Origin of the sequence: Micromonospora sp. DH14, assembly GCF_029809455.1 — a bacterium.
In the GTDB taxonomy this organism is placed as follows: Bacteria; Actinomycetota; Actinomycetes; order Mycobacteriales; family Micromonosporaceae; genus Micromonospora; species Micromonospora parva.
Genome location: NZ_JARVKT010000001.1, coordinates 1 through 24,366, shown reverse-complemented (window position 1 = coordinate 24,366; position 24,366 = coordinate 1). Strand labels below are relative to the sequence as shown.

Genomic DNA, 24,366 nt, shown 5'->3' with positions numbered 1-24,366 from the left:
CCGCAGCTGCGCCTCGGCGTTCACCCCGTTGACGTTCAGCTCGCCGCCGTTGAGGTGCACCCGTACGCCGGCGTCGACCTGGAGCAGGTTGGCCACTCGGGCGCGCAGCGACAGGTCGGCCTCCAGGCCGTCGACCGCCAGTCGGATGGAGTCGACGGAGACCTTCGGAATGTCGAGCAGGACGTCCGGGTCCCCGCTGTCGACGTCCCGGTCCGGCTCCCGCTGCTGCCCACTCTCGCTCATGCTGTCCCGCCCCGCCTGCGTTCCGGCCCGGTCGTCCGAGCCGTCGGGCGCGGTTACCCGCTTTCCGGTCGGGCATCCCGTCCGTGACGGCCCGGCGACCCTCTGTCTGGAACCGGGCACCGCGCGAAGCTGCACAGCCGGGCATCAGCCGGTATGGTCCGGGCCTATGGGACAGGAATTGACTGATCCGGCCGACATCCGGCAGGACGTCGGCCAGTTCTCTCTCCGGTGCGGCCTTGTCGTCCCGGGCTCCGCCGAGCACGCGTTCGCGGTCTTCACTGATGAGCTGACCGACTGGTGGGTCACCGAATACACCTGGTCCGGCCCGCACGCGTTGGCCGAGCTGGGCATGGAGCCGCGGGCCGGTGGCATGCTCTACGAGTTGGGCCCGTACGGTTTCCGCGCCGACTGGGGTCGGGTGCTCACCTGGGATCCGCCTCGCCGGCTTGTCTTCGTCTGGCAGATCGGCCCGGATCGGGCACCGGTGCCGGACCCGGCCCGCGCGAGCGAGGTCGAGGTGCTGTTCCATTCCGAGGGGCCGGAACGCACCCGGGTCGAGCTGGAGCATCGGCACTTCGACCGGCACGGCGAGGCCGCCGAGGGTTACCGCAAGGCGCTCACCGCCGGCTGGCACGAGTTGCTCACCCGCTATGTCGCCGCGGTGTCGCGCCACCGCCCCACCACGACGGCCTGACGGCCCACGAGGTCACCGGCCGAGTTGCCGTCCGGCAGCGGCGCCGCCGAGGTCCCGACCACCGAGGTTGGCGCGTTGGCCGGCTTCGGCCCCCGAGCCGAAGCCGGTGCCACCCAACCGGCGCGGCGGTGCGGTGCGCAGCCGCGGGTACTCCTCGGTGAGCCGTCGCTGGACCCGGTCGGACCGGTCGGCCAGCACCAGCGCCATCGACGGCGTGCCCGATTCGCTGGCCGCCGCGGTTTCGGCCGCCCAGAGTCGGCCGCCCACCACCTCGGCGAAGCCGGCCAGCCAGGAACGCCGGAAGGCCGCAGGGTGGTCGTCGGCCGGCACCTCGGTGGCGGCCAGGCCGTGCGCCGCCTGCACGAGCAGTGAGGTGAAGAGCAGGTCGACCCGTTCCAGGTCGCTGGCGAAGCCGAAGAGGTGCAGGGCGAACCCGTTGCCCTGCCGGCGGCGTACGCAGCGGCAGCGCAGGGGCTCGGCCACTGCGGCGAGCAGGCCGACCTTGTCACGGGCGTACGGGGCGACGATGTCCAGCACCCGGTCGCCGACCGGGTCGGTGGTGGGGTCGCGGGCGGCGAGGAGGGCCCGATCCACGCCGTAGCGGGCGATCAGGTCGGTCGCCTTGGCGGTGAACGCGGCCGACTCGGCGGGCGTGCAGGCTGGATCCTCGGCCTTGGCCAGCAGCTTGCGCACCTTGCTGAGGATGGCCTCGGACATGCCTACAGAGCTATCACACGGGCCGGACATCGTCGGGGCCACGCCGGGATCGATCGATACGTATCATCGTCACGATCAGATGGTCAGTCCTATACGGACGGTCAGTTGCCCTGTTTCCGGAGGAACGAATGCCATCCCCGACCGCTCGCCTGCTCGCCGTCGCCACCGCCACCGCACTGCTCGCCGCCGGCACGCCCGCTCAGGCGGAGCCGACAACACCGACCACACCTGTCAGCTCCGGGCCGAACGCGTTCGCCCCGCTCGCCACCTGTTACGGCGGGGCGGTCCGGTCGTACTTCGAGACGGGCCGCTACGGCGGCTCGGCGGGCCAGTACCGCACCACGACGCGCTGTCGCGACATCAACGTCCGCAACGCGAGCGTGTACGCCACCGAAGCGTGCGTGATCTTCGTGGACAAGACGAGCGCCTGCAACTACTGGACGTACCTGCCGGCCAACTCGGGCTGGATCACGGTGGCGACCAACGTCAAGGACGGCGTCAACTTCCGGGTCCGCTTCGAGAACCTGCGCTACGAGTACGAGCCGCTGATCGCGTACCACGCGTTCTGACCGACCCGCGGACAGCGCCGCACCCGCCGCAGCGTCAGCCGGCGCGGCTGCGCAGGGTGGCGATCGTCGAGCCGGCGAGCGTCAGCAGGCAGTCCGGGAGCAGCCCATCCGCCGCCGCCGCGCCGAACAGGGCCTCGCCGGTGGGTTCGTCCTGATTCGCGTACGCACTGACGAAGCGGGCCACCCAGCGGGTGTCGTACCCGGCCTGGTCGATCCCCGGGAAGTCGAGCGCCGCCCCGCTCGCCGCCGGGGCGTCACCGAGCATGGTCGCCGCCAGGCACCAGGCGACCCCGTACGCGCCGCTCAGGCCGGCCCGGTCGACGACCGCGTCGAACGCTCCCACCACCGCGTCTCCATCGCCGGTCAGCGCCGAACGGAGCACGGCGGCCGCGTCATCGAACGTCTGCTGTGGTAGGTCGGTCACTCAGCGCACAGTAGGACGGGTGGTCAAGTCTCCCCAGCAACCGTCACTGTCCGTGTTCGATGCGAGCGACCTGCGCATTACGCCGCCTCCACGGTCCCGCCGCCGGCCTCGGCACGCTAATGTGCGCAGCGGACCTTCGCCGGAGGAAGGACGACCCATGTTCGTAACACGCCGCTCGCGGGTAGCCACACTGGCTGCCTGCGCGACGATCCTGCTCGCCACGAGCGCTTGCGGGGATGACAAGCCCGAGGAGGCGAGCGCCCAACAGGTGCGCCTCTACGGCACGGACGGCAACATGCTCAACTCCTATCCTGCCGAGTTGAAGGACCGGGCGAGCCTCGTCGACGGGATGAAGGGCACCACGCCGCTCACCCCGCTGCCGGACGACTTCAAGAGCCGGCTACGGGCCGTCAATCCGGGGCTGACGGACTACCTCTACTCCGCCGAGACGTACGACGCGGTGGTGATCGCCGTGCTCGCCGCGCAGTTGGCCGGCAGCACCAACCCGGCGGACATCGCGAAGCAGATCGTCGGTGTGACCAACGACGGGCAGCGCTGCGAGGACCCCGCCAGCTGTCTCGCGTTGGCCCGCAACGGGCAGGACATCGAGTACCGCAGCGTCTCGCTGACCCGGGCGGGCTTCACCGACAAGGGTGAGCCGGCCACCGCGAGCTACGCCACGCTGACCTTCGACGGGCAGCAGATCAACGACGGCAAGACCGAGTTCGTCGGCGCGGGCATCGAGTCGGCGGCGAGCACCAAGACGCCGCCGAAGCCGAAGAAGCAGCGCGCCGGTGGGGACCCCGACCAGGAGCCGCTGGTCCTGGGCGGCCTGCTGCCGAAGACCGGTGACCTCGCGATCGCCTACCCCCCGATGGCCGCTGGCGCCGCGCTGGCGATCAAGGAGATCAACGCCGCGGGTGGCGCCCTGGGCAAGCCGGTGACGTGGAAGGACGGCGACGACGGCACCAGCCCGGCGGTGGCCAAGGCGACGGTGGCCAAGCACGTGACGGACGGCGTCAGCGTGATCATCGGCGCGGGTGGTTCGGGTATCTCCCGGGAGGTGCTGCCGGACGTGGTGCAGGCCGGGAAGATCCTCTTCTCCCCGTCCAACACCGACAGCGGCCTGACCGACGTGGAGGACAAGGGCCTCTACTTCCGCACCGCCCCGCCGGACAGCCTCCAGGGCCGGGCACTGGCCGACGTGATCCTCCGCGACGGGTCCCAGAAGATCGTCATCGTCGCCCGCAAGGACTCCTACGGCGAGGGCCTGCAGGCCACCGTCCGCGACGAGCTGGCCAAGGCGGGCATTCCCGCCGACCGGCTCAAGCTGCTGACGTACGAGCCGCCGGCCGACGCGAAGGCGGCCCCGGTCGACTTCAGCGGTGGCGCGAAGGAGATCAAGGAGTTCGGTGCGGACGCCGTACTGATCATCGGTTTCGGTGAGTCCGCCCAGGTGATCCGCGGCCTGGCCGACGCCGGGGTGCAGATCGGGCAGTAAGCAGGACCCGAGGCCACGACGGCCGCACCGGCTTCCCGCCGGTGCGGCCGTTTTCGGGTACGGGGTCAGCGCGGCCGGCGGCGCTGCAGGAACTCGGTCATCCGGCGGTGTTTCTCGTCGTCCTCGAAGAGCACCGCCTGGCTGACCAGGTCGAGGTGCGGGTGCGCGGCGGCCGGCGCGTCCACCGCCAGCTTGGTCAGCCGCACCGCCAACGGTGAACCCAGGGCGATCTCGTCCAGCAGCGCGTGCGCCACCGTCAGCAGCTCGTCGGGCTCGTCCACCACCCGGTTCACCAGGCCGATCCGCAGCGCCTCCTCGGCGTCCACCCGCCGGCCGGTGAAGAGCAGCTCCTTGGCCCGGCCCTCGCCGATCAACGCGGGCAGCCGGTGGGTCGCGCCGGCGCCGGCCAGGATGCCCAACCGCACCTCCGGCTGGCCGAAGACCGCCCGGCCCGTGCACACCCGCAGATCGCAGGCGTACGCCAGCTCCGCGCCACCGCCCAACGCCGGGCCGTCGACGGCCGCCACCGTCGGCATCGGCAGCGCCCGGATGCGGGCGAAGGCGGCCGAGTTGATCGCGGCGAGGGCGTCGGTGCGGCCCCTCTCGCGGAGCTGGCCGATGTCGGCGCCACCGGCGAAGATGCCCGCCGCGCCACCGGTGAGCAGCAGCAGACGCGGACGGGCCTCCAACTCGGCGCAGACCTGGTGCAGCTCGGCGATCAGGTCGGCGTCGATGGCGTTGCGCTTCTCGGGCCGGTCCAGGGTGACCACCAGCCGGTCCGGCCGCTCCTCGATCCGCAGCCCGCTCACTGTGCCGGCCTTTCGTTCGCGACTGCGGGGCTCGCGAGCTCACTCCTCGCGCTCACCGTGCTGGCCTTTCGTTCGCGACTGCGGGGCTCCGCTGCGCTGCACTCCTCGCGCTCACTGTTTGACACCGCCTTCCCAGCGGTAGAAGCCGTGCCCTGACTTCTTACCCAGCCGCCCGGCGGCCACCATCTCCTCCAGCAGCGGCGGTGGCGCGAACCGGTCCCCGTACGCGGCCTGGAGGGTGCGGGCGATGTCCAGCCGCACGTCCAGGCCGACCAAGTCGGTGAGCTCCAACGGCCCGATCGGATGCCGGTAGCCGAGCACCATGGCCTTGTCGATGTCGGCCGGGCTGGCCACCTCGTCGGCGACCATCCGGATCGCCTCCAGGCCGAGGGTGACCCCGAGCCGGGAGGTGGCGAAGCCGGGCAGGTCGCGTACGACGACGGGGTCCTTGCCCAGCCGGCCGGCGAGCGCGACGGCCGCGGCGGTGGTCTCCTCGGCGGTGGCCGGGCCGACCACGATCTCCAGCAGCGTCATCGCCCAGACCGGGTTGAAGAAGTGCAGGCCGAGGAAGCGCTCGGGCGCGTCCAGCCCGGCGGCCAGCGCGCCGATGGCGATGCTGGAGGTGTTGCTGCCCAGCAGCTCCGGGCGCAGCGCGGCGGCGTCCCGCAGCACCGCCCGCTTCAGATCGAGGCGCTCCGGCACCGCCTCCACTATCACCTGGGGGGCGGGTGCCACCTCGGCGAGGGTGGGGCGCAGCGTCACCCTCTGCCGGTTCGCGGCGGCCTCGTCGGCGCCCAGCTTCCCGCGCTGCACCGCCCGCTCCCACAGCTCGGCGAGCCGGTTCTGCGCGGCCGCGCCCCGCTCGGGGTCCACCTCGACCACCTCGACGGCGTGTCCGGCGCCGGCCGCCACGTACGCGATGCCGAGCCCCATGGTGCCGGCCCCGACGACCACGAAACGATCGCTCATCACGCCTCCCTGTCCCGACCACCGACGCGCGGGGTCGCCGCCGCGCCGGCCCGGGTGTCCCGCCCGCTCCGCTCGCTCATGCTGCGACAGTAGACAGCGCGACGACCCGGCCCATGCGTGGGGGAGCGCCGGATCGGGTACTGACGGCCCGTCAACCGAGGGAAGGACCGCATCGAGATGAGCCAGGCACCGGAGAGCGTCACCGACACCGAGATCGTGGAGACGCGGGGCGACGAGCGGGTTGAACTGTTGCGCGCCGACACCAACAACGACGGCAAGACCGACGTGTGGGTGGTGGACACCGACGGCGACGGTAAGGCCGACCTGTTCCAGTTCGACACCGACGGCGACGGCAAGGTGGACATCACCATGGTCGACATCGACGAGGACGGCCAGCCGGACGAGGTGGTCGACGGCGACGGCGGTCTGCCGCCCGAGCAGCTCCCCCCGACCGTCCAGGTCTGAGACGTACGACGGCCCCCGCGTTCCGCACCGCGGAGGCGGGGGCCGTCGCTCAGCCGACGAGGCGCAGGGTGGCCAGGTAGTAGGGGGCGTCGCGGTCGTCCACATCGGTCAGCCGCCAGCCGGTGCCGTGCACCAGGGCGGCGAACTCGTCCGCCGAGCAGACCAGGTAGTCGAACCATTCGGTGCTCAACTCGCGGTAGCGCAGCCGCAGCCGCAGTTGGCCACCGAGCCGGCCGCGCCGACGGTTGCGCTCGTGGTAGCCGGTGTGCACCGGGTCGCGGGTGCCGTACGGGTCGGTGCCCTGCGCGATGATCTGCGCCCCGGGTCGGGCCAGCGCGGCGAGCGCGGCCAGGAACCCGGGGGCACGCTCCCGCCCCTCGAACAGTCCGAGGTTGTTGCCGAGCAGCAGGAACGTGTCGTACCGGGCGCCGTCGGCGATGTGCGTCTCGACGGTGCCGTGCACCAGCCGCCGGACCCCGCGCCGCCGGCACACCTTGAGCGCGCCGGCGGAGGTGTCCAGCCCGGTGACCGGTACGCCGCGCTCCTGGAGGTGCAGCGCGATGCGGCCGGCTCCGGTGCCGATGTCCAGCGTCTCGCCGTGCGCCCGGTCCACCGCGCGGTGGTCGTACGGCTGCCACTGCGTTGGGCCGTCCAGGTAGTGCGCGGCCGGGGCACCGTTGATCAGCCCGTCGTCGCGTTCGATGATCTCGATGACCGGTCGCGGTAGCCGGCCACCGACCAGGGGTCGGGGGCCCACTCCGGTGGCCACGGCGAGCGTGTCCTGCAGCAGTTCGCCGATCACGTCACCGATTAGAGGCTCAACCGTCACGACGTTCACGCTATCTGGCAACTCAGCGGCCCGTGCCGGTCGTATCCTGGCGGCGTGACCATGCTGGACCGGCTGTCGGCCGAGAAGTACATCCTGCTCACGACCTTCCGTAAGGACGGTCGGGCGGTGCCGACCCCGGTCTGGGCGGTACGCGACGGTGACGCGTTGGCGGTCTGGACCCGGGCCGACTCGGGGAAGGTGAAGCGGATCCGCCGCAACGGCGACGTGACGGTGGCACCGTGCGACGTGCGCGGTCGGCCACACGGGGCGGAGGTGTCAGCTCACGCGACGATCTACGGGGGTGGTGACACCGGTCGGGTCCGCGACCTGCTCAAGCACAAGTACCGCCTGATCGGTCGGCTGAGCCTGTTGGGCAGCCGGTTGCGTCGCGGCGAGGGCGGCACGGTCGGCATCCGGGTGACGTTGGCCGAGCCGCGGCGCTGATCCGCTGCCGGCGTCGTGCTCGGCGGGCATGGAAAGGGGCGGCGGATCGAGATCCACCGCCCCTTTCCCGAAAACTGTTGCCGGCTCAGTCGCCCTGCCGCTGCTGCGGGATCTGGCCCTGCAGCAGCGCCCTGACCTCCGACTCGCGGTACCGACGGTGGCCACCCAGGGTGCGGATGGCACTGAGCTTGCCAGCCTTGGCCCAACGGGTCACCGTCTTCGGGTCGACCCGGAACATCGACGCCACCTCGGCCGGCGTGAGTAGCGGCTCTGGTTCGTGCGTTCGCGATGCCATCGGTCACTCCTCCACATGTATAGACATCGGCCGGGGTCCCGCCGGCCGACGCGTCTCCCATGGTCCGGCTAGTCCCCGATGTCCGACATGGGCCGAACGGATGAAGGTCCCTAGACGGACGGATGAACCATGCCCGATTTTTACGACTTTTACACGGCAGAAAGTACCTTATTGGGACTCATGATCACGGTTCGTGATGCGTCAACTACGAGCGCAACTCACCTTGGGAGCGCTCCTAGAGCGAAATGCCCTAGTTGCACCGCTCCAGCAGCTGCACCGCGCGCCACCGGGCCACCAACTTGTCGTACGCGGCGGACGCCTCCTCGGCCTCGCCGCGCGACAGCCCGGCGAGGCCGCCGGCGACCAGCTCGGGCGAGTCGTCAGCGGCGAGGGTCTCGTCGGAGAGCAGGTCGACCAGACCCCCGTAGTCCAGCTCGACCATGGACCGTGGGTGGAACTCCTCCAGCCAGCGGGCCGCCTCCTCCACCGCCTCGGTGATCGGCGCCTCGCCCACCGACTTGCGCAGCACCGACAGCGCCCGGGACGAACGGCGTCGGGCCTTGGAGATCTCGGTGCGGTAGCGCAGCGCCCGCCGGCCCGGCTGGGTGACCAGGTCCCGCTCCGTCGGGTCGAAGAGCACGAACCACCGCAGGGGTACGCCCCAGGTGGCGATCTGCTCGTGCACCCGGGGCACCCCGTGCTCCAGCACCCGGGCGCCACTGCGCCAGTCGTCCACCACCGCCCTGGCCTGCCCGGCGAGCACCGGCGGCACGAAGGCGTCGGCGAGCACCGAGGGCACCCCGTCCCGGGCGCTGAGCGCGGCCTCAGCGACCCGGATGCGCAAGTTCCACGGGCAGACCAGCAGGCTGTCGTCCGTCTCCAGGACGTACGCCTCCTCCGGCAGGTCGGGCAGCCGGGTCCAGCCGGCGCCCAGCGCCTCGATCACCGCCGTCCGCTGCCGACCGGGCCCCTCGGCCGGGCCGATCGCGCGCCCCTCCGAGACGTACCGGCGCCAGTAGCTCTGCCGGTCTCGATCGAAGGCGGCCAACGGTTCGTACACGCGCAGGTAAGAAGCGAAGAGCGACGGCACCGCGCGATCCTCCCACGAACCACGCCCGTACGCGGTCAGCGGCCGGAGCACGCGCGCCGCACCGTGGGACGACGCAGGCGTGTCGAGCGCCCGCACGGCGGCCGATACTAGGCTCGATCACACCGGCAGCATCCCCGCCGGGGTCCACCAGGTCCGCGCCCCACAAGGACGCACACCACCGTAGGAGCCAACCATGGGCGTATTCGCCAGCACCGACGACCCGGGATCGACAGGTCACGAACAGGTCGTGTTCTGCCAGGACAAGCAGAGCGGCCTGAAGGCGATCATCGGGATCTACTCCACCGCTCTGGGCCCGGCGCTCGGCGGCACCCGCTTCTACCCGTACGCGAGCGAGGACGAGGCCCTCGCCGACGTGCTGGACCTGTCCCGGGGGATGGCGTACAAGAACGCGCTCGCCGGGCTGGACCTGGGCGGCGGCAAGGCGGTCATCTGGGGCGACCCGGAGCAGATCAAGAGCGAGGCGCTGCTGCGTGCGTACGGCCGCTTCGTCGAGTCGCTGGGCGGTCGCTACTACACCGCCTGCGACGTCGGCACCTACGTGGCGGACATGGACGTCGTGGCCCGGGAGACCCGGTACGTGACCGGGCGCAGCGTGGAGCACGGCGGGGCCGGCGACTCGTCGATCCTCACCGCCTGGGGTGTCTTCCAGGGGATGCGCGCCGCGGCCGAGCACGTGTGGGGCACCCCGAGCCTGCGCGGCCGGCGGGTCGGCGTGGCCGGCCTGGGCAAGGTCGGCAAGTACCTCACCGGGCACCTGCTGGAGGACGGCGCCGAGGTGGTCGCCACCGACGTCAACCCGAAGGCGCTGGCGTGGGTGCGCACCAACCACCCGCAGGTCAGCCTCGTCGACGACTCCAGCGCGCTGGTCGCCGCGGATCTCGACGTGTACGCGCCGTGCGCACTGGGCGGCGCCCTGAACGACGACACCGTGCCGGCGTTGCGCGCCAAGGTGGTGACCGGAGCGGCGAACAACCAGCTCGCCCACCCGGGCATCGAGAAGCTGCTGGCCGACCGGGGAATCCTCTACACCCCGGACTACGTGGTCAACGCGGGCGGCGTCATCCAGGTGGCCGACGAGATCGAGGGCTTCAACTTCGAGCGGGCGAAGCTGCGGGCGACCCGGATCTACGACACCACCCGCGAGATCCTGCACCTGGCCGACGCGGAGGGCGTGCCGCCGGCGGTGGCCGCCGACCGGCTGGCCGAGCGGCGGATGGCGGACGTCGGCCGGTTGCGCGCGATCCACCTGCGCTGAGCGTTCCCGGGGGCGGATCGACGAGATCCGCCTCCGGGCCCCGGGTGCCGGCATGGCTGGGTAAGCTGAGCTCGGGTCAAGTTTGATGCGGTTTGTCCGGTGTCACGGGTGCTAACCGTTCCGCTCCTTACCCGGTACACTGGGTGACGGCCGGATCGACGCGACGCGCAGAGCCGGCTGACGGTAACCCGAGGTGCCGAACGTTGGCATCCCCATGTACCGTAAGAGCCACGAGAGATGCCTGACGTCATCGGGGCCCGCCTTCGGGCTGCCCCGCATTCTGTGCGAGGGGGTCGAGCCATGGGGCGCGGCCGTGCTAAGGCCAAGCAGACTAAGGTGGCGCGGGAGTTGAAGTACCACTCCCCGAACACCGACCTCACCGCCTTGCAGCGCGAACTGGCGGGTGCTGGTAAGTCTGAGCACCACTTCGACGACGACTCTAAAGAGTTCGTCGACGACGATGATGAGGATCACGCGGACGACGATCCGGATCCCTGGGTCCGTCCGACCCGCTGACCTCTCGACGCAGCTGAGCACGCGGTAACCCCCGCGTGCTCACGCACGTCCTGTGCAGATGCAGTCGCCGACGATCAGGGGCCTGGCCCGACCGGAGCCATCCGGCCGCTCGACAGGCCCCTGACAACGGTTCCCCTCAGCGCGGGCGGTTGTTCCAGTTGTAGAACGTCGGGATGTTCTCGAAGTGGTTCCATGCGCAGACCGCGCTGGAGCCGTCTCCGCCCGACACCTCCGCGCGCAGCCGCCGTGCGTCCTCGGCCTCCTGGAGCAGCGCGACCAGCGCGGGACCCGCGTCCCGCACCCGTCTGGTCACTCCGTCGTCCGCTTCGTGCTCAGGCCGCCGGTGCCTGGTGATCTCGGGCATGCTCCAACACTCCCTCCAATAGGCGGATCTTGCTGTTGCGGCAGTGCTCGGTCTCCGTACCGTCGAAACGCCCCAGCTCGAAGTAGCGGTTGGCGGCATGGCCACCGCCGCAGAAACCGAAGTACGGGCAGGACGTCCGACACGCCTCCACCCCGGCCAGGAACTCCCCCACCCACGGCGTTGCCGCCGCGTCGCCGAGGATCTGCGCCAACGGGGTCGTCAGCACGTTGCCGCTGCTGAAGTCGCCGTAACGGGGATCGGTGAAGCCGGCCAGCTCGGGCGACAGCACGGTCACCGAACCGTCGTGACCGATCGTCGGGATCGGGTCCAGTTGCCGGGGCAGCAGCCCGTCCGCCGAGTTGTCGAGCACCGCTGCGGCGTAGCGCAACGACCACTCGATCTCGCGGAGGTGGATCCGGGGCTCCCGGCGCCACGCCCCGACCAGCTCCGCCCAGAACGCCGACACCGCCAACGGGTCGTGGCGGTTGTCGCGGGTGTTGACTCCCTCGGTCTCCTCGATGTTGATGCCCAGCACGTCACAGCCCAACTCGAGGAAATAGTCGTACAGCTCGGTGGCGAGCCCCGGCTCCGGTCGGGACACCACCGCCAGCGCGGAGAAGGGCAGACCGCGCCGGCGCAGCGCCGCGATGCCGTGCAGGATCCGGTCGTACGCCGGCTGACCGCCCCGGTTGACCCGGTCGCCGTTGCGCGCCCGGGGCCCGTCGACGCTCACGCTCACCCGCATCTCGTGCCGGACGAAGAAGTCGCACCAGTCGTCGTCGATGAGGGTGGCGTTGGTCTGCACATGGTGCTCGACCTCGGGCCCGAACGGCGCGATCAGATCAGCCAGGTGCTCCCGACCGGCGGCCAGTGGCTCGCCGCCATGCCACACCACCGAGAAGCGACCGGTCGCCGCCCACGGGTTCACCGCTGCCGCTACCGCCTCGGCCACCGCCACCGGCATGCGGCGGTCGGCGGCCCGAAACGGCAGGTAGCAGTACGCGCAGTCGAGGTTGCAGAGGGTCGTGGGCTGCATCACGACGTACGACGGGACGGCGGCCAGACCGCGCATCCCGCTGAACGACTGTCCCCGAGCAGCCATCGCCCTCCTCCGCCTAGCCTGAGGGTGCCCTTCAGGCTAGGCGGCATTGGCCACTCGGGTGAAGCCCTGATCAGGTGCCCGTACGATCACCGGAGGGTGATCATCCTCGGGTGTGCTGACCCACCATCTGCACGTTGCCGGTGCCCTCGATGATCTCGCCGGCCTGCCACGCCTCGACGCCACGGCCGGTCAGAGTGGCCAGCGCGCGGTCGGCGTCCTCTGCCGACACGATCGCGAACATGCCGACGCCCATGTTGAAGGTCGACTCCATGTCCTGGTCGTCGATCCGGCCCTTCGTCTGGATCAGATCGAAGATCGGCTGCGGCTTCCAGGTGGACCGGTTGACCACCGCGTCGACGTTCTCGGGCAGCACCCGGACCAGGTTGCCGGGGATGCCGCCACCGGTGATGTGGGACAGCGCCCGCACCTCGGCCTCGGCGATCAGCTTGAGGCAGTCCTTGGCGTAGATCTTGGTCGGGGTGAGCAGCTCCTCACCGAGGGTCCGCTGCCGACCGAAGTCGTCGATCACGATGTCCAGACGCATCCGGGCCGCGCCGAGCAGCACGTGCCGGACCAGCGAGTATCCGTTGGAGTGCAGGCCGGAGGAGCGCATGGCGATCACCACGTCGCCCACCTCGACCCGCTCGGGGCTGAGGATGTCGGCTTCCTCGACCACGCCCACACCGGTCGCGGAGATGTCGTACTCGTCCGGGCGCAGGACGCCGGGGTGCTCGGCGGTCTCCCCGCCCAGCAGCGCGCAGCCGGCGTAACGGCAGCCGTCCGCGATGCCCGCGCCGATCTCGGCGACCTTGTCCGGAACGACCTCGCCGGTGGCGATGTAGTCGAGCAGGAACAGCGGCTCGGCGCCGCAGGCCACCAGGTCGTCGACGACCATCGCGACCAGGTCGATGCCGACCGTGTCGTGAATGTCCATCTGCTGGGCGATCACCAGCTTGGTGCCCACCCCGTCGGTGGAGGACGCCAGGATCGGGCTCTTGTACTTCTTCGTGTCCAGCCGGAACAGGCCGGCGAAGCCACCGAGGTCACCGAGCACCTCGGGGCGACGGGTCTGCCGGACCTTCGACTTGAGCAGCTCCACCGCGCGGTCGCCCGCGTCGATGGAGACGCCGGCGTCGGCGTACGAGACCGAGCGTTTGCGCGCTTGGCGGCCTGCGCCGCCCGTCCACGGCTGGCGGTCGCCGCCGGCGCCGGTCGGGCTGCTTCCTGCGCCGCTGCGCTCGGACACGTGCGTCACGGTTCTCCCCTTTGGTTCTCGGTGCCGCCGGCGGTAGCCGGGCCGCGCCGGTTGGTGCTACGGGCGGTTTGCGGTAACGCCACCCGGAGTGGCGACGGACGAGCCGTTGGTGGGCAGGGCCTCCGGCGTCGAGTTGGCGACGCGTCGGCCCACCCCTTCGAGCACGTGCTTTCCGATCAGGTTGCCGGCCGGCAGCTCGATCGGGTACTCCCCATCGAAACACGCCCGACACAACCGGGTCTTCGGCTGCTCGGTCGCGGCGATCAGGCCGGGAAGGGAAACGAAGCCCAGCGTGTCGGCGCCGATGGAGCGCCGGATGCCGTCGTTGTCCAACCCGTTGGCCAGCAGCTCCGCCCGGGTGGCGAAGTCGATGCCGTAGAAGCACGGCCAGCTCACCGGTGGGGAGGAGATCCGGACGTGCACCTCCAGCGCCCCCGCCTCACGCAGCATCCGCACGATGGCGCGCTGGGTGTTGCCGCGCACGATCGAGTCGTCCACGACCACCAGGCGCTTGCCGCGGACGTTCTCCCGCAACGGGTTGAGCTTGAGCCGGATGCCGAGCTGACGCAGGGTCTGCGACGGCTGGATGAAGGTACGACCCACGTACGGGTTCTTCATCAGGCCGGCGCCGTAGGTGATGCCGGACGCCTCCGCGTAACCGATCGCGGCGGGAGTGCCCGACTCGGGCACCGGGATCACCAGGTCGGCCTCGACCGGGTGCTCCTTGGCGAGCTGCCGGCCGATCTGCACCCGCGCCGCGTGGATGTTGCGCCCGGCGATCGTGGCGTCCGGGCGGGCGATGTAGACGTACTCGAAGAGGCAGCCCTTCGGCTCCGGCGCGGCGAAGCGCGTCGAGCGCAGACCGTTCTCGTCGATCGCGATCAGCTCGCCCGGCTCGACCTCGCGCACCACGCTGGCGCCGACGATGTCCAGCGCGGCCGTCTCGCTGGCGACCACCCAGCCGCGCTCCAGGCGGCCGAGCACCAGCGGGCGGACACCGTGGGCGTCGCGGGCCGCGTAGAGGGTCGACTCGTCCATGAAGACGAAGCTGAACGCGCCGCGCAGCTGCGGCAGCACCTCCATGGCCGCCGCCTCGACCGACAGATCCGGTCGGCTGGCGAGCAGCATCGTCACGAGGGAGGTGTCGTTCGTCGAACCGTCCGCGACGAGGCCGCGCTCGGCGACCTCCTTCTCCAGCTCGGCGGTGTTGACCAGGTTGCCGTTGTGGGCCAGCGCGATGGTCGTCCCGGAGGTGGTCGACCGGATCGTCGGCTGGGCGTTCTCCCAGTTCGACGCGCCGGTGGTCGAGTATCGCGCGTGCCCGATCGCCAGGTGACCGCGCAGGCTCGCCAGGGTGGGCTCGTCGAAGACCTGCGCCACCAGGCCGAGGTCCTTGTAGACCACCACGCCGGAACCGTCGCTCACCGCGATGCCCGCCGCCTCCTGGCCGCGGTGCTGCAGGGCGTAGAGGCCGAAGTAGGTCAGATTGGCGACCTCTTCGCCGGGGGCCCAGACGCCGAAGACGCCGCAGGCATCCTGGGGGCCAGGTCGTTGGGGGTCAAGGTCGTGGCTCAGCCGGCCGTCGCCTCGGGGCACCTACCGCTCCCTCATGCTGGGTCTGGACCGGGCCGGGCGGGGATCACGGGCGGATCCACACTCCTCTGCCGGGACCACTGTCGTCGCCTGACAGTGTACGCGAATCGCCGTCAGTACAGATAGTCACGATTTCCCTGCTGAGCGTCACGCTGAGTGGGACATCGGGACGACTAGAGGGGCAGATACGCCGACAGGTCCGCGCGGTTGCCGCTCATCTGCACGCGACCGTCGGTGACCGCCTCCGCCCAGCCAACCCTGCCGGTCGCCAGCTCCAACCAGGTGTTCGGGGCCATCTCGACCACGTTTGGTGGGTTTCCTCTGGTGTGTCGAGGCCCCGGTACGCACTGGATCGCCCCGTATGGTGGTACGCGCACCTCCACCGATCGGCCGGGGGCGCGCTCCGCGAGGACGGCCAACAACGACCGGACCGCCTCGCGGAACACCGGCCGTTCGGGTGTACGCCCCTCGTCGAGCGCCGACAACGCGGCCGTAACGGCAGCGGACTTACTGTGCGGAGAGGACACGACGGGACGATACGACCCTCGGGCCAGAGACGCGACGCTGGCCCTGGGTCGCGCTCATGCAGTCGGACAAGGCATAGTTGCCGACGGCGTATTCGTACCGTGATGATCCCCGGCCCGGCGCCCCGCCGGTCAGAGGGAAGTCAGCCCGGAAGGCGGTGGACGTGTCAACACACCGACGTGCCTGGAAGCAGCGGGCCGGTGTGGTCGTAGCGCTGGTTGCCGGCGCTCTGCTCGCCGTCCCCGCCACACCGGCCATGGCCGCTGATGTCGAAGTCTCCCCCGGCTCGATCACCGTGAACGCCGGCAGCGATGCCACGATCACTGTGCGCGTCACTCCGGGTAACGGCGACGACAAGGCGACGATCAGCCTCGCCGGCCTGCCTTCGGGCGTTCGGTGCGCCAGCGGTTGTGGCGAGATTGATCTTCCGGGCCTGGGCAATCAGCCAAGGTCGCAGCTGGTCCGGATCGCGGCCAACGACAACGCTGGTGACGCGACGGCCACCGTCACGGTGGCCGTCGAGGCCGACTCCGGCCCGGACACCGCCACCGTCTCGCTGACCGTGAAGGGCAAGGCCGCTCCGCCGCCGCCGCCGCAGAACCAGACCGTGCGGTCGGTCGCCGGCAAGGTGGTGGCGCAGGCGGACGGCAAGGCCGTGCCGAATGCTTTCGTGGTTCTCCAGGACAGCGCCGGTCACCGCTACGACGCCACCAGCAACGGCAGCGGCGACTTCCGGTTCACCGGCACCACGGAAAAGCCGATCTCGCCCGGCCGGATCGACCTGGGCGCGTCGTTCGACAACATCAAGGCGTTCAAGTCCTTGAACGCGAGCGCCGGGCAGGCCGTCACCGGGCAGCGGCTCAGCCTCGCGATCAGGGTCGAGGTGACGCCCAGCGCCACCCCGTCCGCCACCCCCGAGGCCACCCCGAGCGAAGAGGCCGTCGAGGAGGGCACCGAGGAGGAGGAACCCACCGAGGAGCCCAGCCAGGGCGCTCCGGCGAACGCCGCGAACACCGAGGACAGCGGCGGCATCGGCTCGTACCTCATCATCCTGCTCGGTGGTCTCCTGGTCGCCGCCGGTGTCGGCACGATCGTGCTGCTCTGGATGAAGCGCCGCGAGAACGGCGACGACGACGCGCCGGACGCCGCCGGTGGCGGCGGTGTGGTGCCGCCCTCGCGGGGCGGATTCCGCGGTGCCGACGACCAGACCCGGGTGGTCGGCGGTCGTCCCGGCGGTGGACCGGACCCGACGATGGTCGGTGGCGCGGCGCTGAGCGAGGCCCCGACGATGATGCACCGCCCGGTGGTCGACGACGTTCCGCCGGACCCGTACGGCGCGCCCGCACAGGCGTACGGCGGCGCGGGCCAGCAGGGCTGGGGCGGCGCCGGCTACGGCGATGAGCCGGCGCCCGGTGGTTACGGTGCCGGCGGCTACGGCAACGCGCCCGCTTCGGGTGGCGGTTACGGCGCTCCCGGCCCGGATGGCGGCTACGGCGCCGGTGCGGCCGGTGACGGTTACGGCGCCGCGCCCGGTTCCGGTGCCGGCTACGGCGGCGCGCCCGCCTCTGGCGGCGGCTACGGCAACGCCCCGGCCTCCGGTGGCGGCTACGGCAGTCGTGACTACGACGGCCCGGGCGGCACCGCCGCCTACCCGCCGGCTCCCGCTGGCGGAACGGCCTACGGCGAGCGGTTCGACGAGCCGACCGGCCGGTACACCGGCGACAGCACCCAGTACCCGGCCCCCGCCGACCCGTACGCCACCGGTGTCTACCAGCCGGATCAGGGGCAGGCGTACGGCCAGCCCGATCCCGCCCCGTACGGTGGTCGCGCCGCTGAGCCGACCGCGGGATACGGCGGCCCGGAGGCTGGCGGGTACGACCAGGGTGGCTACGGCCAACCGGCCGGCGGGTACGACCAGGCCGGCAGCTACGGCCAGGAACCTCCGGCGCAGCGCGGCGGCGGCTACGACGACCGTGGCTACGACCAGGGCGGCTACGGCCAGCCCGCCGGCGGGTACGACCAGGGCGGCAGCTACGGCCAGGAACCTCCGGCGCAGCGCGGCGGCGGCTACGACGACCGCGGCTACGACCAGGGCGGCTACGGCCAGCCCGCCGGGCGGAACCGACCGGACACCCCGCCGCCGACCGAGCGCGGCGGTCGCCGCCTCGACTGGCTGGACGACTGACCCCACCACAGCGCAGCGAAACGGCCACCCGGAGATCCGGGTGGCCGTTTCGTCGTGGCAGACGGCGGCCCTCCCAAGGACCGATCCTGCTCCAGGCTCAGCTGTTGCAGCGCCCCTGCTCTACGCCACTTGCTCAACGCCCACCCTGCGCTAGATCCACTCGCGTTTCAGGGAGTCGGGGTGTCCCACCGACCCGGACACCGCGATTTTCTGAAACGCGAGTCGATCATGGCGGGCCGCAGACGACCGGTGCGGGCGGGGCCACGGCGTAGCCGACGTCGGCGGACGAGGCCTAGCCGGCGGGGGTAGGCGTCAGGCCTGGCCGACGTCGGCGGACGGCAGGCCTCGCCGGCGGGCGACGGGCCTTGTCGGCGGGCGACGGGCCTGGCGGCTCGCTCAGGCGGCGGAGAAGACGCCCTGGTGCAGCACCGGCACCACGTCCGACACGCCGATCCGGACGGCCACCTCGACGTCCGCGGCGAAGCCGGTCTCGGTCAACTCCCGCCCGGAGACGCTGCCCCGCACGGCGGCGGGCACATCCGGGGTGCTCGCCAGCGCGGCGAGCGCCATGGCCGCCTCCACCGAGAGCCCTCCCGGTACGCCGGAGAGGGCGTCCAGCACCGACGCGGCACCGAGTTGGTCCTCCACCGACGGGCGCAGCGACCCGTCCGGCCAGTGCTCCCCCGAGGCGATCACGCCGATCGGGGCGTCCACAGTGCCGTACCCCTGGCGGCGCAGCCAACTCCCGACGGCGCGTGCGTTGCGCAGGCACGCCGCGACCACCGGCAGGCCGGTGGCGCTGGCGGCGGCGCTGATGGCGGAGCCGTTCGGCGAGGGCAGCACGAGGTCCGCCACCACGGGTGCGCTGCTCAGCGCGGCGGGCGAGAGCGACCACGGATGGTCCGGGGTCGTCTGCCGCCGCCCGACGGCAGCGGTCGCGCCGACCCGGACGGCGTACTCGGCGGCCTGTTCACCCCAGGGGAACGGGTGCACCCGCATGCCCCGGGCGACCGCCACCTCCACGGCGGTGGTGAACGACAGAACGTCCACCACCACCAGCGCCGCGCAGACCCGACCGAGCTCGGCCGCCCCGGTCAGCCCCCAGTCGAACCGGGCACCGGATCCGGGTTGGCCGTAGACAGCGGCCGTCAACGCCTCAGCGCTCGTCGGTCGACGGCTCGGTGACACCGGGGTCAGACACGGACGCCCCACCGGGCTGTTCTGAGCCGATCGGCTCGACCGCGCCGGTCTCCGGGGACGGACCCGAGGAGGCGATCGGCTCGGAGACCACCTCGGCCGCGTCGACCGGCTCGGCCGGCTCGCCCGGCAGCGGGACGGCCTCGACCGCACCCGCCACGCCGGCGGCCGGCGCGGGCACCTCGACGGCCGCCGAACCCCCGAAGAGGCGCGGCAACGTCTCGGTGTGCGCGGTGCGCAGCTCGTCCAGACCGATCCGGAACTGGCCGTGCACCTCGAGCGCCCCACCGGACGGGTCGGTGACGCCGATCAGCTCGAACGGCACGCCCCGCTCGGCGCAGAGCGCCGCGAACGCCTTGTCGTGGCCACGCGGCACCGACACCAGCGCCCGCGTGGCGGACTCGCTGAACAGGTAGACGAACGGCATCGAGCCCTCGGCGAACTGCTCCGGCACCGCGACCCGGGCACCGACGCCGCGCCGCAGGCAGGACTCGACCAGGCTCTGGGCGAGGCCACCGTCGGAAAGGTCGTGTGCCGAGCTGAGGTGACCCACCCGGGCGGCCTCGGCCAGCAGGTCCGCCAACGCCTTCTCGCGGAGCAGGTCGACCTGCGGCGGGATGCCGCCGAGGTGCTCGTGCGTCACCCAGGCCCACTCCGAGCCGGACAGCTCCACGTTCGTCTCGCCGAGCAGGTAGAGCTGGTCGTGGTCGCCACCGGCGCGCGGCACGAAGCCCATCGGCACCCGGTCGGCGACGTTGTCCAGCACACCGAGCACGCCGACCACCGGGGTCGGGTGGATGGCCGCGGCACCGGTCTGGTTGTAGAAGCTGACGTTGCCGCCGGTCACCGGGATGCCCAGCTCCAGGCAGCCGTCCGCCAGGCCGCGCACGGCCTCGGCGAACTGCCACATCACGCCCGGGTCCTCCGGGGAGCCGAAGTTGAGGCAGTTGGTCACGGCGATCGGCTTCGCGCCGGTCACCGCCACGTTCCGGTACGCCTCCGCGAGGGCCAGCTTGGTGCCGTTGTACGGGTCCAGTCGGGCGTAGCGGCCGTTGCCGTCCACCGACAGGGCCACGCCGAGACCGGTCCGCTCGTCGATCCGGATCACGCCGCCGTCCTCTGGCTGGGCGAGCACCGTGTTGCCCAGCACGTAGCGGTCGTACTGCTCGGTGACCCAGGTCTTGTCGGCCAGGTTCGGCGACGCGATCATCCGCAGCACGGTCTCCCGCAGCGTCTCCGGGTCGGCCGGGCGGGGCAGCGTCTCGGCGCGGTCGGCCTGGAGCAGGATCAGGTCGGCGGGCTCCCGCATCGGGCGGGCGTAGACCGGGCCGTCGTCGACGAGCGAACCCGGCGGCACATCGACGACCAGGTGGTCCTGCCAGGTGATCAGCAGTCGACCCGGGCGGCCGTCCGGCTCCGGTGCGGTGACCTCACCGATGGCGGTGGCGAGGACGCCCCACTTCTCGCAGGTCTTGAGCACCGCGTCGAGCTTGTCCGGCTCGACGACCAGCAGCATCCGCTCCTGCGACTCGCTGGCCAGGATCTCGTGCGGGTCCATGGAGGGCTCGCGCAGCGGGACCCGCTCCAGCCAGACGCGCATGCCGGTGCCGGCAGCGGCGGCGGTTTCGGTGAGCGCGCAGGTCAGGCCGGCGCCGCCGAGGTCCTGGATGCCGACGACCAGTTGACCGTCGTACAGCTCGAGGCACGCCTCGATGAGCAGCTTCTCGGTGAACGGGTCGCCGACCTGCACGGCGGGGCGGCGGGCCTCGCTGCCCTCGTCGAAGGTGGCGCTGGCCAGCACGGACACGCCGCCGATGCCGTCGCGGCCGGTCTTGGCGCCCATCAGCACGACAACGTTGCCGGGGCCGGCGGCGGCCTTGTTCTGCAACCGGTCGACCGGCAGCACGCCCAGGCAGAGCGCGTTGAGCAGCGGGTTGCCCTGGTAGGAGGGGTCGAAGACCAGCTCGCCACCGATGTTGGGCAGGCCCAGGCAGTTGCCGTAGCCGCCGACGCCGGCGACCACGCCGGTGAGCACCCGGGCGGTGTCCGGGTGGTCCGCGGCACCGAAGCGCAGCGGGTCCATCACGGCGACCGGGCGGGCGCCCATGGCGAGGATGTCGCGGACGATGCCGCCGACGCCGGTCGCCGCACCCTGGTACGGCTCGACGAAGCTCGGGTGGTTGTGCGACTCGACCTTGAAGGTCACCGCCAGCTCGTCGGAGACCTGCACCACGCCGGCGTTCTCACCGATGCCGGCGAGCAGCCGGTCGCTCTGCGGGGCCTTCTCGCCGAACTGGCGCAGGTGCACCTTGCTCGACTTGTAGGAGCAGTGCTCGCTCCACATGATCGAGTACATCGCCAGCTCGGACTGCGTGGGCCGGCGGCCGAGGATCTGTCGGATCCGGTCGTACTCGTCGTCGCGCAGGCCCAGCTCGGTGTACGGCTGAAGCTCGCCCGGGGTGCCACCGGCGCGCGGCACGGTGTCCACGCCTTCGGCCCAGACTGCGGTGGCCGGCTGGGCGGGAGCGGTCGCGGGCGCGACCGGCTGGGCCGGGCTCGGCTCGGTCGGCTGCGCCGGGGCGGAGTACGCCTCCGGTGTGTCGCGTACCGGGTCCGGATGGGTGGTCATGACCTCTCCTCGCTGCGCTCGTGCCCGCCGGGCCGGCGGTTGAGCTGACCGATGATCATGCTGGTGCCCCGACCAGGTGCTTGAGGGCCGACGTGAAGAAGCCGAGACCGTCCAGCGAAGGGCCGGTGAGCGCCTCCACCGCGTGCTCGGGGTGCGGCATGATGCCGACCACGTTGCCGGCGGCGTTGGTGATCGCGGCGATGTCGCGCTGGGACCCGTTGGGGTTGCCACCGACGTAGCGGGCGACCACCCGGCCCTCGGCTTCGAGCTGGTCCAGCGTCGCGGTGTCCGCGACGTAGCAGCCCTCGCCGTTCTTGACCGGAATCAGCACCTCCTGGCCGGGCTGGAACGCGTTGGTCCACGCCGTGCCGGCCGACTCGATGCGCAGGACCTGGTCCCGGTTGCGGAAGTGCAGGTGCTGGTTGCGGGTGAGCGCACCGGGCAGCAGGTGCGCCTCGCAGAGGATCTGGAAGCCGTTGCAGATGCCGAGCACCGGCAGACCGCCCCGGGCGGCGTCCACGATCGTCTCCATCACCGGGGCGAACCGGGCGATGGCACCGCACCGCAGGTAGTCACCGTAGGAGAACCCGCCGGGCAGGACGACCGCGTCGACCCCGTGCAGCTGCGGGTCACCGTGCCAGAGCCGGACCGGCTCAGCGCCGGCGATCCGGACGGCCCGGGCCGCGTCCCCGTCGTCGAGCGAGCCGGGGAAGGTGACCACACCGACCCGGGCGGTCACGAGCGGGCATCCGCGGTCTCGTCGGCCTCGACCAGGCGGACGGTGAAGTCCTCGATGACCGGGTTGGCGAGCAGTTTGTCGGCAATTTCCCGAGCGCGGTCCAGGTCCGGTTCACCGGTGAACTCGATCTCGATCCGCCTGCCGATCCGAACCGAGGCGACGTCACTGACGCCGAGCCGGGGCAGCGCGTTTGCGACGGCCTGGCCCTGCGGATCGAGGATCTCGGGCTTGAGCATGACGTCGACGACGACGCGAGGCACTGGGCACTCCTGACTGTGTACGCAGTTGGGTGCCGACCCACAATGGGCGAGCGCAGCCAGCGTACCTGGCAGATATCGCCGCGGGCGCACCGGCCGGCTGGAGTTCAGGCAGTGCTCGACACTACCGGCGCCCAGGGTGGCCCGTCAGGCGCTACAGGTGGCCTCAGCAGGACATATACGGCGCTGCGAGTGGCTGAATCGTTACATTGATCAAACTCGATCAGGTCCTTGATAATGATCGCGGCGGGACCTACTGTACATCGACGTAGGTCGATTCAGGCGCCCGCGGGAATCCCCGTTGCCGCCCCATTCGCACCCGGCGACCCCGGGTCCGCCCCGCCCAAGGAGTCCAACCGATGCGCATCCGCCCCCTGCTCGCCGTCCTCAGCACCGCACTGGTCGGCGCCCTCGGCGTCACGTCCGCAGCGTCCGCCGCCCCGGTCAGTCCACTCATCATCGGCGGCAGCACCGTCTCGTCCGCGCCCTGGGCCGCCGCGGTGCTCAGCAACGGCTCGTTCACCTGCTCCGGCAGCGTCATCGCCGCGCAGTGGGTGCTCACCGCCCGACACTGCATCAGCGGCACCATGTCGGTGCGCATCGGAAGCGTGAACCGCACCTCCGGCGGGGTCACCCGCACGGTCAGCGCCACCTACACCCGCTACGACCTCGCGCTCATGCGGCTCTCCAGCACTGTCAGCACCTCGACGGTGAGCCTGGCCAGCAGCAACCCGCCGATCAACTCGACGAACTCGATCTACGGCTGGGGCATGACCTGCTACAGCGGCTGCTCGGCGTCCACCCAGCTGAAGACCGCCAGCGTCCGGGTGACCAGCAACAGCGTCACCGACGCGTACGGCGGCCAGGCGATCCGCAGCACCCGGATCAACGGCAACGCCTGGCGCGGTGACTCCGGCGGCCCGCAGTTCTACAACGGCCAGCAGGTCGGCGTGGCCTCCACCGCCGACGGGTCGAGCATCCAGAACTACGGCAGTGTTGCGTACAACCGGGCCTGGATCACCTCGGTGGCCGGTGTCTGACGGTTAGCGCCCGGCGCGGCGCGGATGGTCGGCCACGTGCCGGCCGTCCGCGCCGCGCTGTTTTGCAGCATCCGATCAGGTGAACAATGCACCCGATCGGGTCGCGCCACTCCTGACAGCATCGGAAACGTGCTGGTCGTGACGACAGAGCAACTGCCCGGCTACGAGATCCGCCAGATTCTCGGTGAGGTGGTGTCATCGATGGCCAGGACGCGCAACCCGTACCGCGAGGGGGTCAAGAACCTGCGCGGCGGCGCGTACGACCCGATGGCCCCGGACAACCTGACCCGGTGGCGCACCGACTCGGTGGCCCGCCTCGGCGAGGAGGCCCTGCGGCTCGGCGCGAACGCGGTGATCGGCATGCGGTTCGACAGCCGGGACTGCGGTGAGATGTGGATGGAGATCTGCGCGTACGGGACGGCCGTGGTCGCCGTACCCAAGATGCCCGAGGTCATGCCGGCCGACCAGCCGGTGGTCGCCGCGGAGACCGCGGAGCCGGCGGGCTTCACCGGATCTCCCGGCGGCATCGCCGAACCCGCCAGCGCCCCCAACCTCAGAACCGCCGCCGAAACCCCGACCGGCGACTGACGCCCGAACCCCGCCCACCCCCGCCCCTCCGCCCACCACTCCGGGCCGTGG

General features: G+C 71.5%; 26 protein-coding genes. 10 read left to right on the top strand and 16 right to left on the bottom strand.

The window, feature by feature from the left end:
* Positions 1–409: 409 nt before the first annotated feature.
* On the top strand, positions 410–937 hold the full coding sequence (locus QCZ28_RS00130) for an SRPBCC family protein (protein WP_279514601.1): 528 nt from the start codon (positions 410–412) through the stop codon (positions 935–937).
* A gap of 12 nt (positions 938–949) precedes the next feature.
* Here the strand turns inward: QCZ28_RS00130 and QCZ28_RS00125 are convergent, their stop codons facing one another.
* Positions 950–1,654, bottom strand: coding sequence for a DUF2786 domain-containing protein (locus QCZ28_RS00125; RefSeq protein ID WP_279514600.1), 705 nt, complete (start codon positions 1,652–1,654; stop codon positions 950–952).
* A gap of 128 nt (positions 1,655–1,782) precedes the next feature.
* Between QCZ28_RS00125 and QCZ28_RS00120 the strand changes: the two genes are divergently transcribed.
* On the top strand, positions 1,783–2,223 hold the full coding sequence (locus QCZ28_RS00120; RefSeq protein ID WP_279514599.1) for a hypothetical protein: 441 nt from the start codon (positions 1,783–1,785) through the stop codon (positions 2,221–2,223).
* Positions 2,224–2,257: 34 nt separating this feature from the next.
* Here the strand turns inward: QCZ28_RS00120 and QCZ28_RS00115 are convergent, their stop codons facing one another.
* Positions 2,258–2,647 carry a hypothetical protein gene (locus tag QCZ28_RS00115; RefSeq protein WP_030332223.1) on the bottom strand — a complete coding sequence of 130 codons (390 nt, stop codon included), beginning with the start codon at positions 2,645–2,647 and terminating at the stop codon, positions 2,258–2,260.
* Positions 2,648–2,804: 157 nt separating this feature from the next.
* Here QCZ28_RS00115 and QCZ28_RS00110 point away from each other — a divergent pair, with 157 nt between their 5' ends.
* Complete coding sequence (locus tag QCZ28_RS00110) at positions 2,805–4,148, top strand: ABC transporter substrate-binding protein (protein ID WP_279514598.1); 1,344 nt, start codon at positions 2,805–2,807, stop codon at positions 4,146–4,148.
* 65 nt (positions 4,149–4,213) lie between these two features.
* Here QCZ28_RS00110 and QCZ28_RS00105 read toward each other — a convergent pair whose 3' ends face one another.
* Positions 4,214–4,957 carry an enoyl-CoA hydratase/isomerase family protein gene (locus tag QCZ28_RS00105; protein ID WP_279514597.1) on the bottom strand — a complete coding sequence of 248 codons (744 nt, stop codon included), beginning with the start codon at positions 4,955–4,957 and terminating at the stop codon, positions 4,214–4,216.
* Between the two features lie 111 nt (positions 4,958–5,068).
* Positions 5,069–5,926, bottom strand: a complete 858-nt coding sequence (locus QCZ28_RS00100) for a 3-hydroxyacyl-CoA dehydrogenase family protein (RefSeq protein ID WP_279514596.1) — start codon at positions 5,924–5,926, stop codon at positions 5,069–5,071.
* A 177-nt stretch (positions 5,927–6,103) separates the two neighbouring features.
* Here QCZ28_RS00100 and QCZ28_RS00095 point away from each other — a divergent pair, with 177 nt between their 5' ends.
* Entirely contained in the window at positions 6,104–6,391 is a 288-nt protein-coding gene (locus QCZ28_RS00095) for a hypothetical protein (RefSeq protein ID WP_088986884.1), read from the top strand.
* 49 nt (positions 6,392–6,440) lie between these two features.
* Here the strand turns inward: QCZ28_RS00095 and QCZ28_RS00090 are convergent, their stop codons facing one another.
* Entirely contained in the window at positions 6,441–7,220 is a 780-nt protein-coding gene (locus tag QCZ28_RS00090) for a class I SAM-dependent methyltransferase (protein ID WP_279514595.1), read from the bottom strand.
* Between the two features lie 54 nt (positions 7,221–7,274).
* On the opposite strand from QCZ28_RS00090, the gene QCZ28_RS00085 reads away from it, so the two are divergent.
* Complete coding sequence (locus QCZ28_RS00085) at positions 7,275–7,664, top strand: PPOX class F420-dependent oxidoreductase (protein WP_030332212.1); 390 nt, start codon at positions 7,275–7,277, stop codon at positions 7,662–7,664.
* A gap of 85 nt (positions 7,665–7,749) precedes the next feature.
* Here the strand turns inward: QCZ28_RS00085 and QCZ28_RS00080 are convergent, their stop codons facing one another.
* On the bottom strand, positions 7,750–7,959 hold the full coding sequence (locus tag QCZ28_RS00080) for a BldC family transcriptional regulator (RefSeq protein WP_007073996.1): 210 nt from the start codon (positions 7,957–7,959) through the stop codon (positions 7,750–7,752).
* A 250-nt stretch (positions 7,960–8,209) separates the two neighbouring features.
* A complete protein-coding gene (locus tag QCZ28_RS00075; protein ID WP_279515267.1) occupies positions 8,210–9,049 on the bottom strand; it encodes a hypothetical protein in 840 nt (279 codons plus the stop codon).
* A gap of 193 nt (positions 9,050–9,242) precedes the next feature.
* Between QCZ28_RS00075 and QCZ28_RS00070 the strand changes: the two genes are divergently transcribed.
* Together QCZ28_RS00070 and QCZ28_RS00065 are read left to right on the top strand one after the other, a co-directional pair.
* Positions 9,243–10,325, top strand: coding sequence for a Glu/Leu/Phe/Val dehydrogenase dimerization domain-containing protein (locus tag QCZ28_RS00070; RefSeq protein WP_279514593.1), 1,083 nt, complete (start codon positions 9,243–9,245; stop codon positions 10,323–10,325).
* A 300-nt stretch (positions 10,326–10,625) separates the two neighbouring features.
* Positions 10,626–10,841, top strand: a complete 216-nt coding sequence (locus QCZ28_RS00065) for a DUF3073 domain-containing protein (protein WP_030332207.1) — start codon at positions 10,626–10,628, stop codon at positions 10,839–10,841.
* A 136-nt stretch (positions 10,842–10,977) separates the two neighbouring features.
* Here QCZ28_RS00065 and amcA read toward each other — a convergent pair whose 3' ends face one another.
* From amcA to QCZ28_RS00040, 5 genes are all read right to left on the bottom strand, one after another.
* Positions 10,978–11,205 (bottom strand): multiple cyclophane-containing RiPP AmcA, encoded by a 228-nt coding sequence (gene amcA / locus QCZ28_RS00060; RefSeq protein WP_279514591.1) that lies wholly within the window; start codon positions 11,203–11,205, stop codon positions 10,978–10,980.
* Positions 11,174–12,277, bottom strand: a complete 1,104-nt coding sequence (gene amcB / locus QCZ28_RS00055) for a cyclophane-forming radical SAM peptide maturase AmcB (RefSeq protein ID WP_347815076.1) — start codon at positions 12,275–12,277, stop codon at positions 11,174–11,176. The genes amcA and amcB overlap by 32 nt, the downstream gene beginning before the upstream one ends.
* Positions 12,278–12,407: 130 nt before the next feature.
* The gene (gene purM, locus QCZ28_RS00050; RefSeq protein WP_030332204.1) at positions 12,408–13,562 is read right to left on the bottom strand and encodes a phosphoribosylformylglycinamidine cyclo-ligase; all 1,155 of its coding nucleotides are present in this window, start codon (positions 13,560–13,562) and stop codon (positions 12,408–12,410) included.
* 57 nt (positions 13,563–13,619) lie between these two features.
* Positions 13,620–15,158 carry an amidophosphoribosyltransferase gene (gene purF / locus QCZ28_RS00045; protein WP_210858206.1) on the bottom strand — a complete coding sequence of 513 codons (1,539 nt, stop codon included), beginning with the start codon at positions 15,156–15,158 and terminating at the stop codon, positions 13,620–13,622.
* A gap of 170 nt (positions 15,159–15,328) precedes the next feature.
* Positions 15,329–15,682, bottom strand: coding sequence for a sterol carrier family protein (locus QCZ28_RS00040; protein ID WP_030332202.1), 354 nt, complete (start codon positions 15,680–15,682; stop codon positions 15,329–15,331).
* Between the two features lie 161 nt (positions 15,683–15,843).
* Here QCZ28_RS00040 and QCZ28_RS00035 point away from each other — a divergent pair, with 161 nt between their 5' ends.
* Entirely contained in the window at positions 15,844–17,865 is a 2,022-nt protein-coding gene (locus tag QCZ28_RS00035) for a hypothetical protein (protein WP_279514588.1), read from the top strand.
* A 396-nt stretch (positions 17,866–18,261) separates the two neighbouring features.
* Here QCZ28_RS00035 and QCZ28_RS00030 read toward each other — a convergent pair whose 3' ends face one another.
* The 4 genes from QCZ28_RS00030 to purS are packed head-to-tail and all read right to left on the bottom strand — an operon-like array spanning position 18,262 to position 22,690.
* The gene (locus QCZ28_RS00030; protein WP_279514587.1) at positions 18,262–19,017 is read right to left on the bottom strand and encodes a 2-phosphosulfolactate phosphatase; all 756 of its coding nucleotides are present in this window, start codon (positions 19,015–19,017) and stop codon (positions 18,262–18,264) included.
* A 4-nt stretch (positions 19,018–19,021) separates the two neighbouring features.
* Complete coding sequence (gene purL / locus QCZ28_RS00025) at positions 19,022–21,691, bottom strand: phosphoribosylformylglycinamidine synthase subunit PurL (protein ID WP_279514586.1); 2,670 nt, start codon at positions 21,689–21,691, stop codon at positions 19,022–19,024.
* A 55-nt stretch (positions 21,692–21,746) separates the two neighbouring features.
* Positions 21,747–22,430: a phosphoribosylformylglycinamidine synthase subunit PurQ gene (gene purQ / locus QCZ28_RS00020; RefSeq protein WP_279514585.1), complete on the bottom strand. Its 684-nt coding sequence runs from the start codon at positions 22,428–22,430 to the stop codon at positions 21,747–21,749.
* A complete protein-coding gene (purS, locus tag QCZ28_RS00015) occupies positions 22,427–22,690 on the bottom strand; it encodes a phosphoribosylformylglycinamidine synthase subunit PurS (protein WP_030332194.1) in 264 nt (87 codons plus the stop codon). The genes purQ and purS overlap by 4 nt, the downstream gene beginning before the upstream one ends.
* 356 nt (positions 22,691–23,046) lie before the next feature.
* On the opposite strand from purS, the gene QCZ28_RS00010 reads away from it, so the two are divergent.
* Entirely contained in the window at positions 23,047–23,727 is a 681-nt protein-coding gene (locus QCZ28_RS00010) for a trypsin-like serine protease (RefSeq protein WP_279514584.1), read from the top strand.
* Between the two features lie 24 nt (positions 23,728–23,751).
* Positions 23,752–24,315, top strand: coding sequence for a YbjQ family protein (locus QCZ28_RS00005; RefSeq protein ID WP_279514582.1), 564 nt, complete (start codon positions 23,752–23,754; stop codon positions 24,313–24,315).
* Positions 24,316–24,366 lie beyond the last annotated feature (51 nt).

Excerpts from the sequence above, each read along its gene's own strand:
- QCZ28_RS00130 (WP_279514601.1), top strand. The coding sequence starts at position 410 with ATGGGACAGGAATTGACTGATCCGGCCGACATCCGGCAGGACGTCGGC.
- QCZ28_RS00125 (WP_279514600.1), bottom strand. The coding sequence starts at position 1,654 with ATGTCCGAGGCCATCCTCAGCAAGGTGCGCAAGCTGCTGGCCAAGGCC.
- QCZ28_RS00120 (WP_279514599.1), top strand. The coding sequence starts at position 1,783 with ATGCCATCCCCGACCGCTCGCCTGCTCGCCGTCGCCACCGCCACCGCA.
- QCZ28_RS00110 (WP_279514598.1), top strand. The coding sequence starts at position 2,805 with ATGTTCGTAACACGCCGCTCGCGGGTAGCCACACTGGCTGCCTGCGCG.
- QCZ28_RS00100 (WP_279514596.1), bottom strand. The coding sequence starts at position 5,926 with ATGAGCGATCGTTTCGTGGTCGTCGGGGCCGGCACCATGGGGCTCGGC.
- QCZ28_RS00095 (WP_088986884.1), top strand. The coding sequence starts at position 6,104 with ATGAGCCAGGCACCGGAGAGCGTCACCGACACCGAGATCGTGGAGACG.
- QCZ28_RS00080 (WP_007073996.1), bottom strand. The coding sequence starts at position 7,959 with ATGGCATCGCGAACGCACGAACCAGAGCCGCTACTCACGCCGGCCGAG.
- QCZ28_RS00070 (WP_279514593.1), top strand. The coding sequence starts at position 9,243 with ATGGGCGTATTCGCCAGCACCGACGACCCGGGATCGACAGGTCACGAA.
- QCZ28_RS00065 (WP_030332207.1), top strand. The coding sequence starts at position 10,626 with ATGGGGCGCGGCCGTGCTAAGGCCAAGCAGACTAAGGTGGCGCGGGAG.
- amcA (WP_279514591.1), bottom strand. The coding sequence starts at position 11,205 with ATGCCCGAGATCACCAGGCACCGGCGGCCTGAGCACGAAGCGGACGAC.
- amcB (WP_347815076.1), bottom strand. The coding sequence starts at position 12,277 with ATGCGCGGTCTGGCCGCCGTCCCGTCGTACGTCGTGATGCAGCCCACG.
- purL (WP_279514586.1), bottom strand. The coding sequence starts at position 21,691 with ATGACCACCCATCCGGACCCGGTACGCGACACACCGGAGGCGTACTCC.
- QCZ28_RS00010 (WP_279514584.1), top strand. The coding sequence starts at position 23,047 with ATGCGCATCCGCCCCCTGCTCGCCGTCCTCAGCACCGCACTGGTCGGC.
- QCZ28_RS00005 (WP_279514582.1), top strand. The coding sequence starts at position 23,752 with ATGGTCGGCCACGTGCCGGCCGTCCGCGCCGCGCTGTTTTGCAGCATC.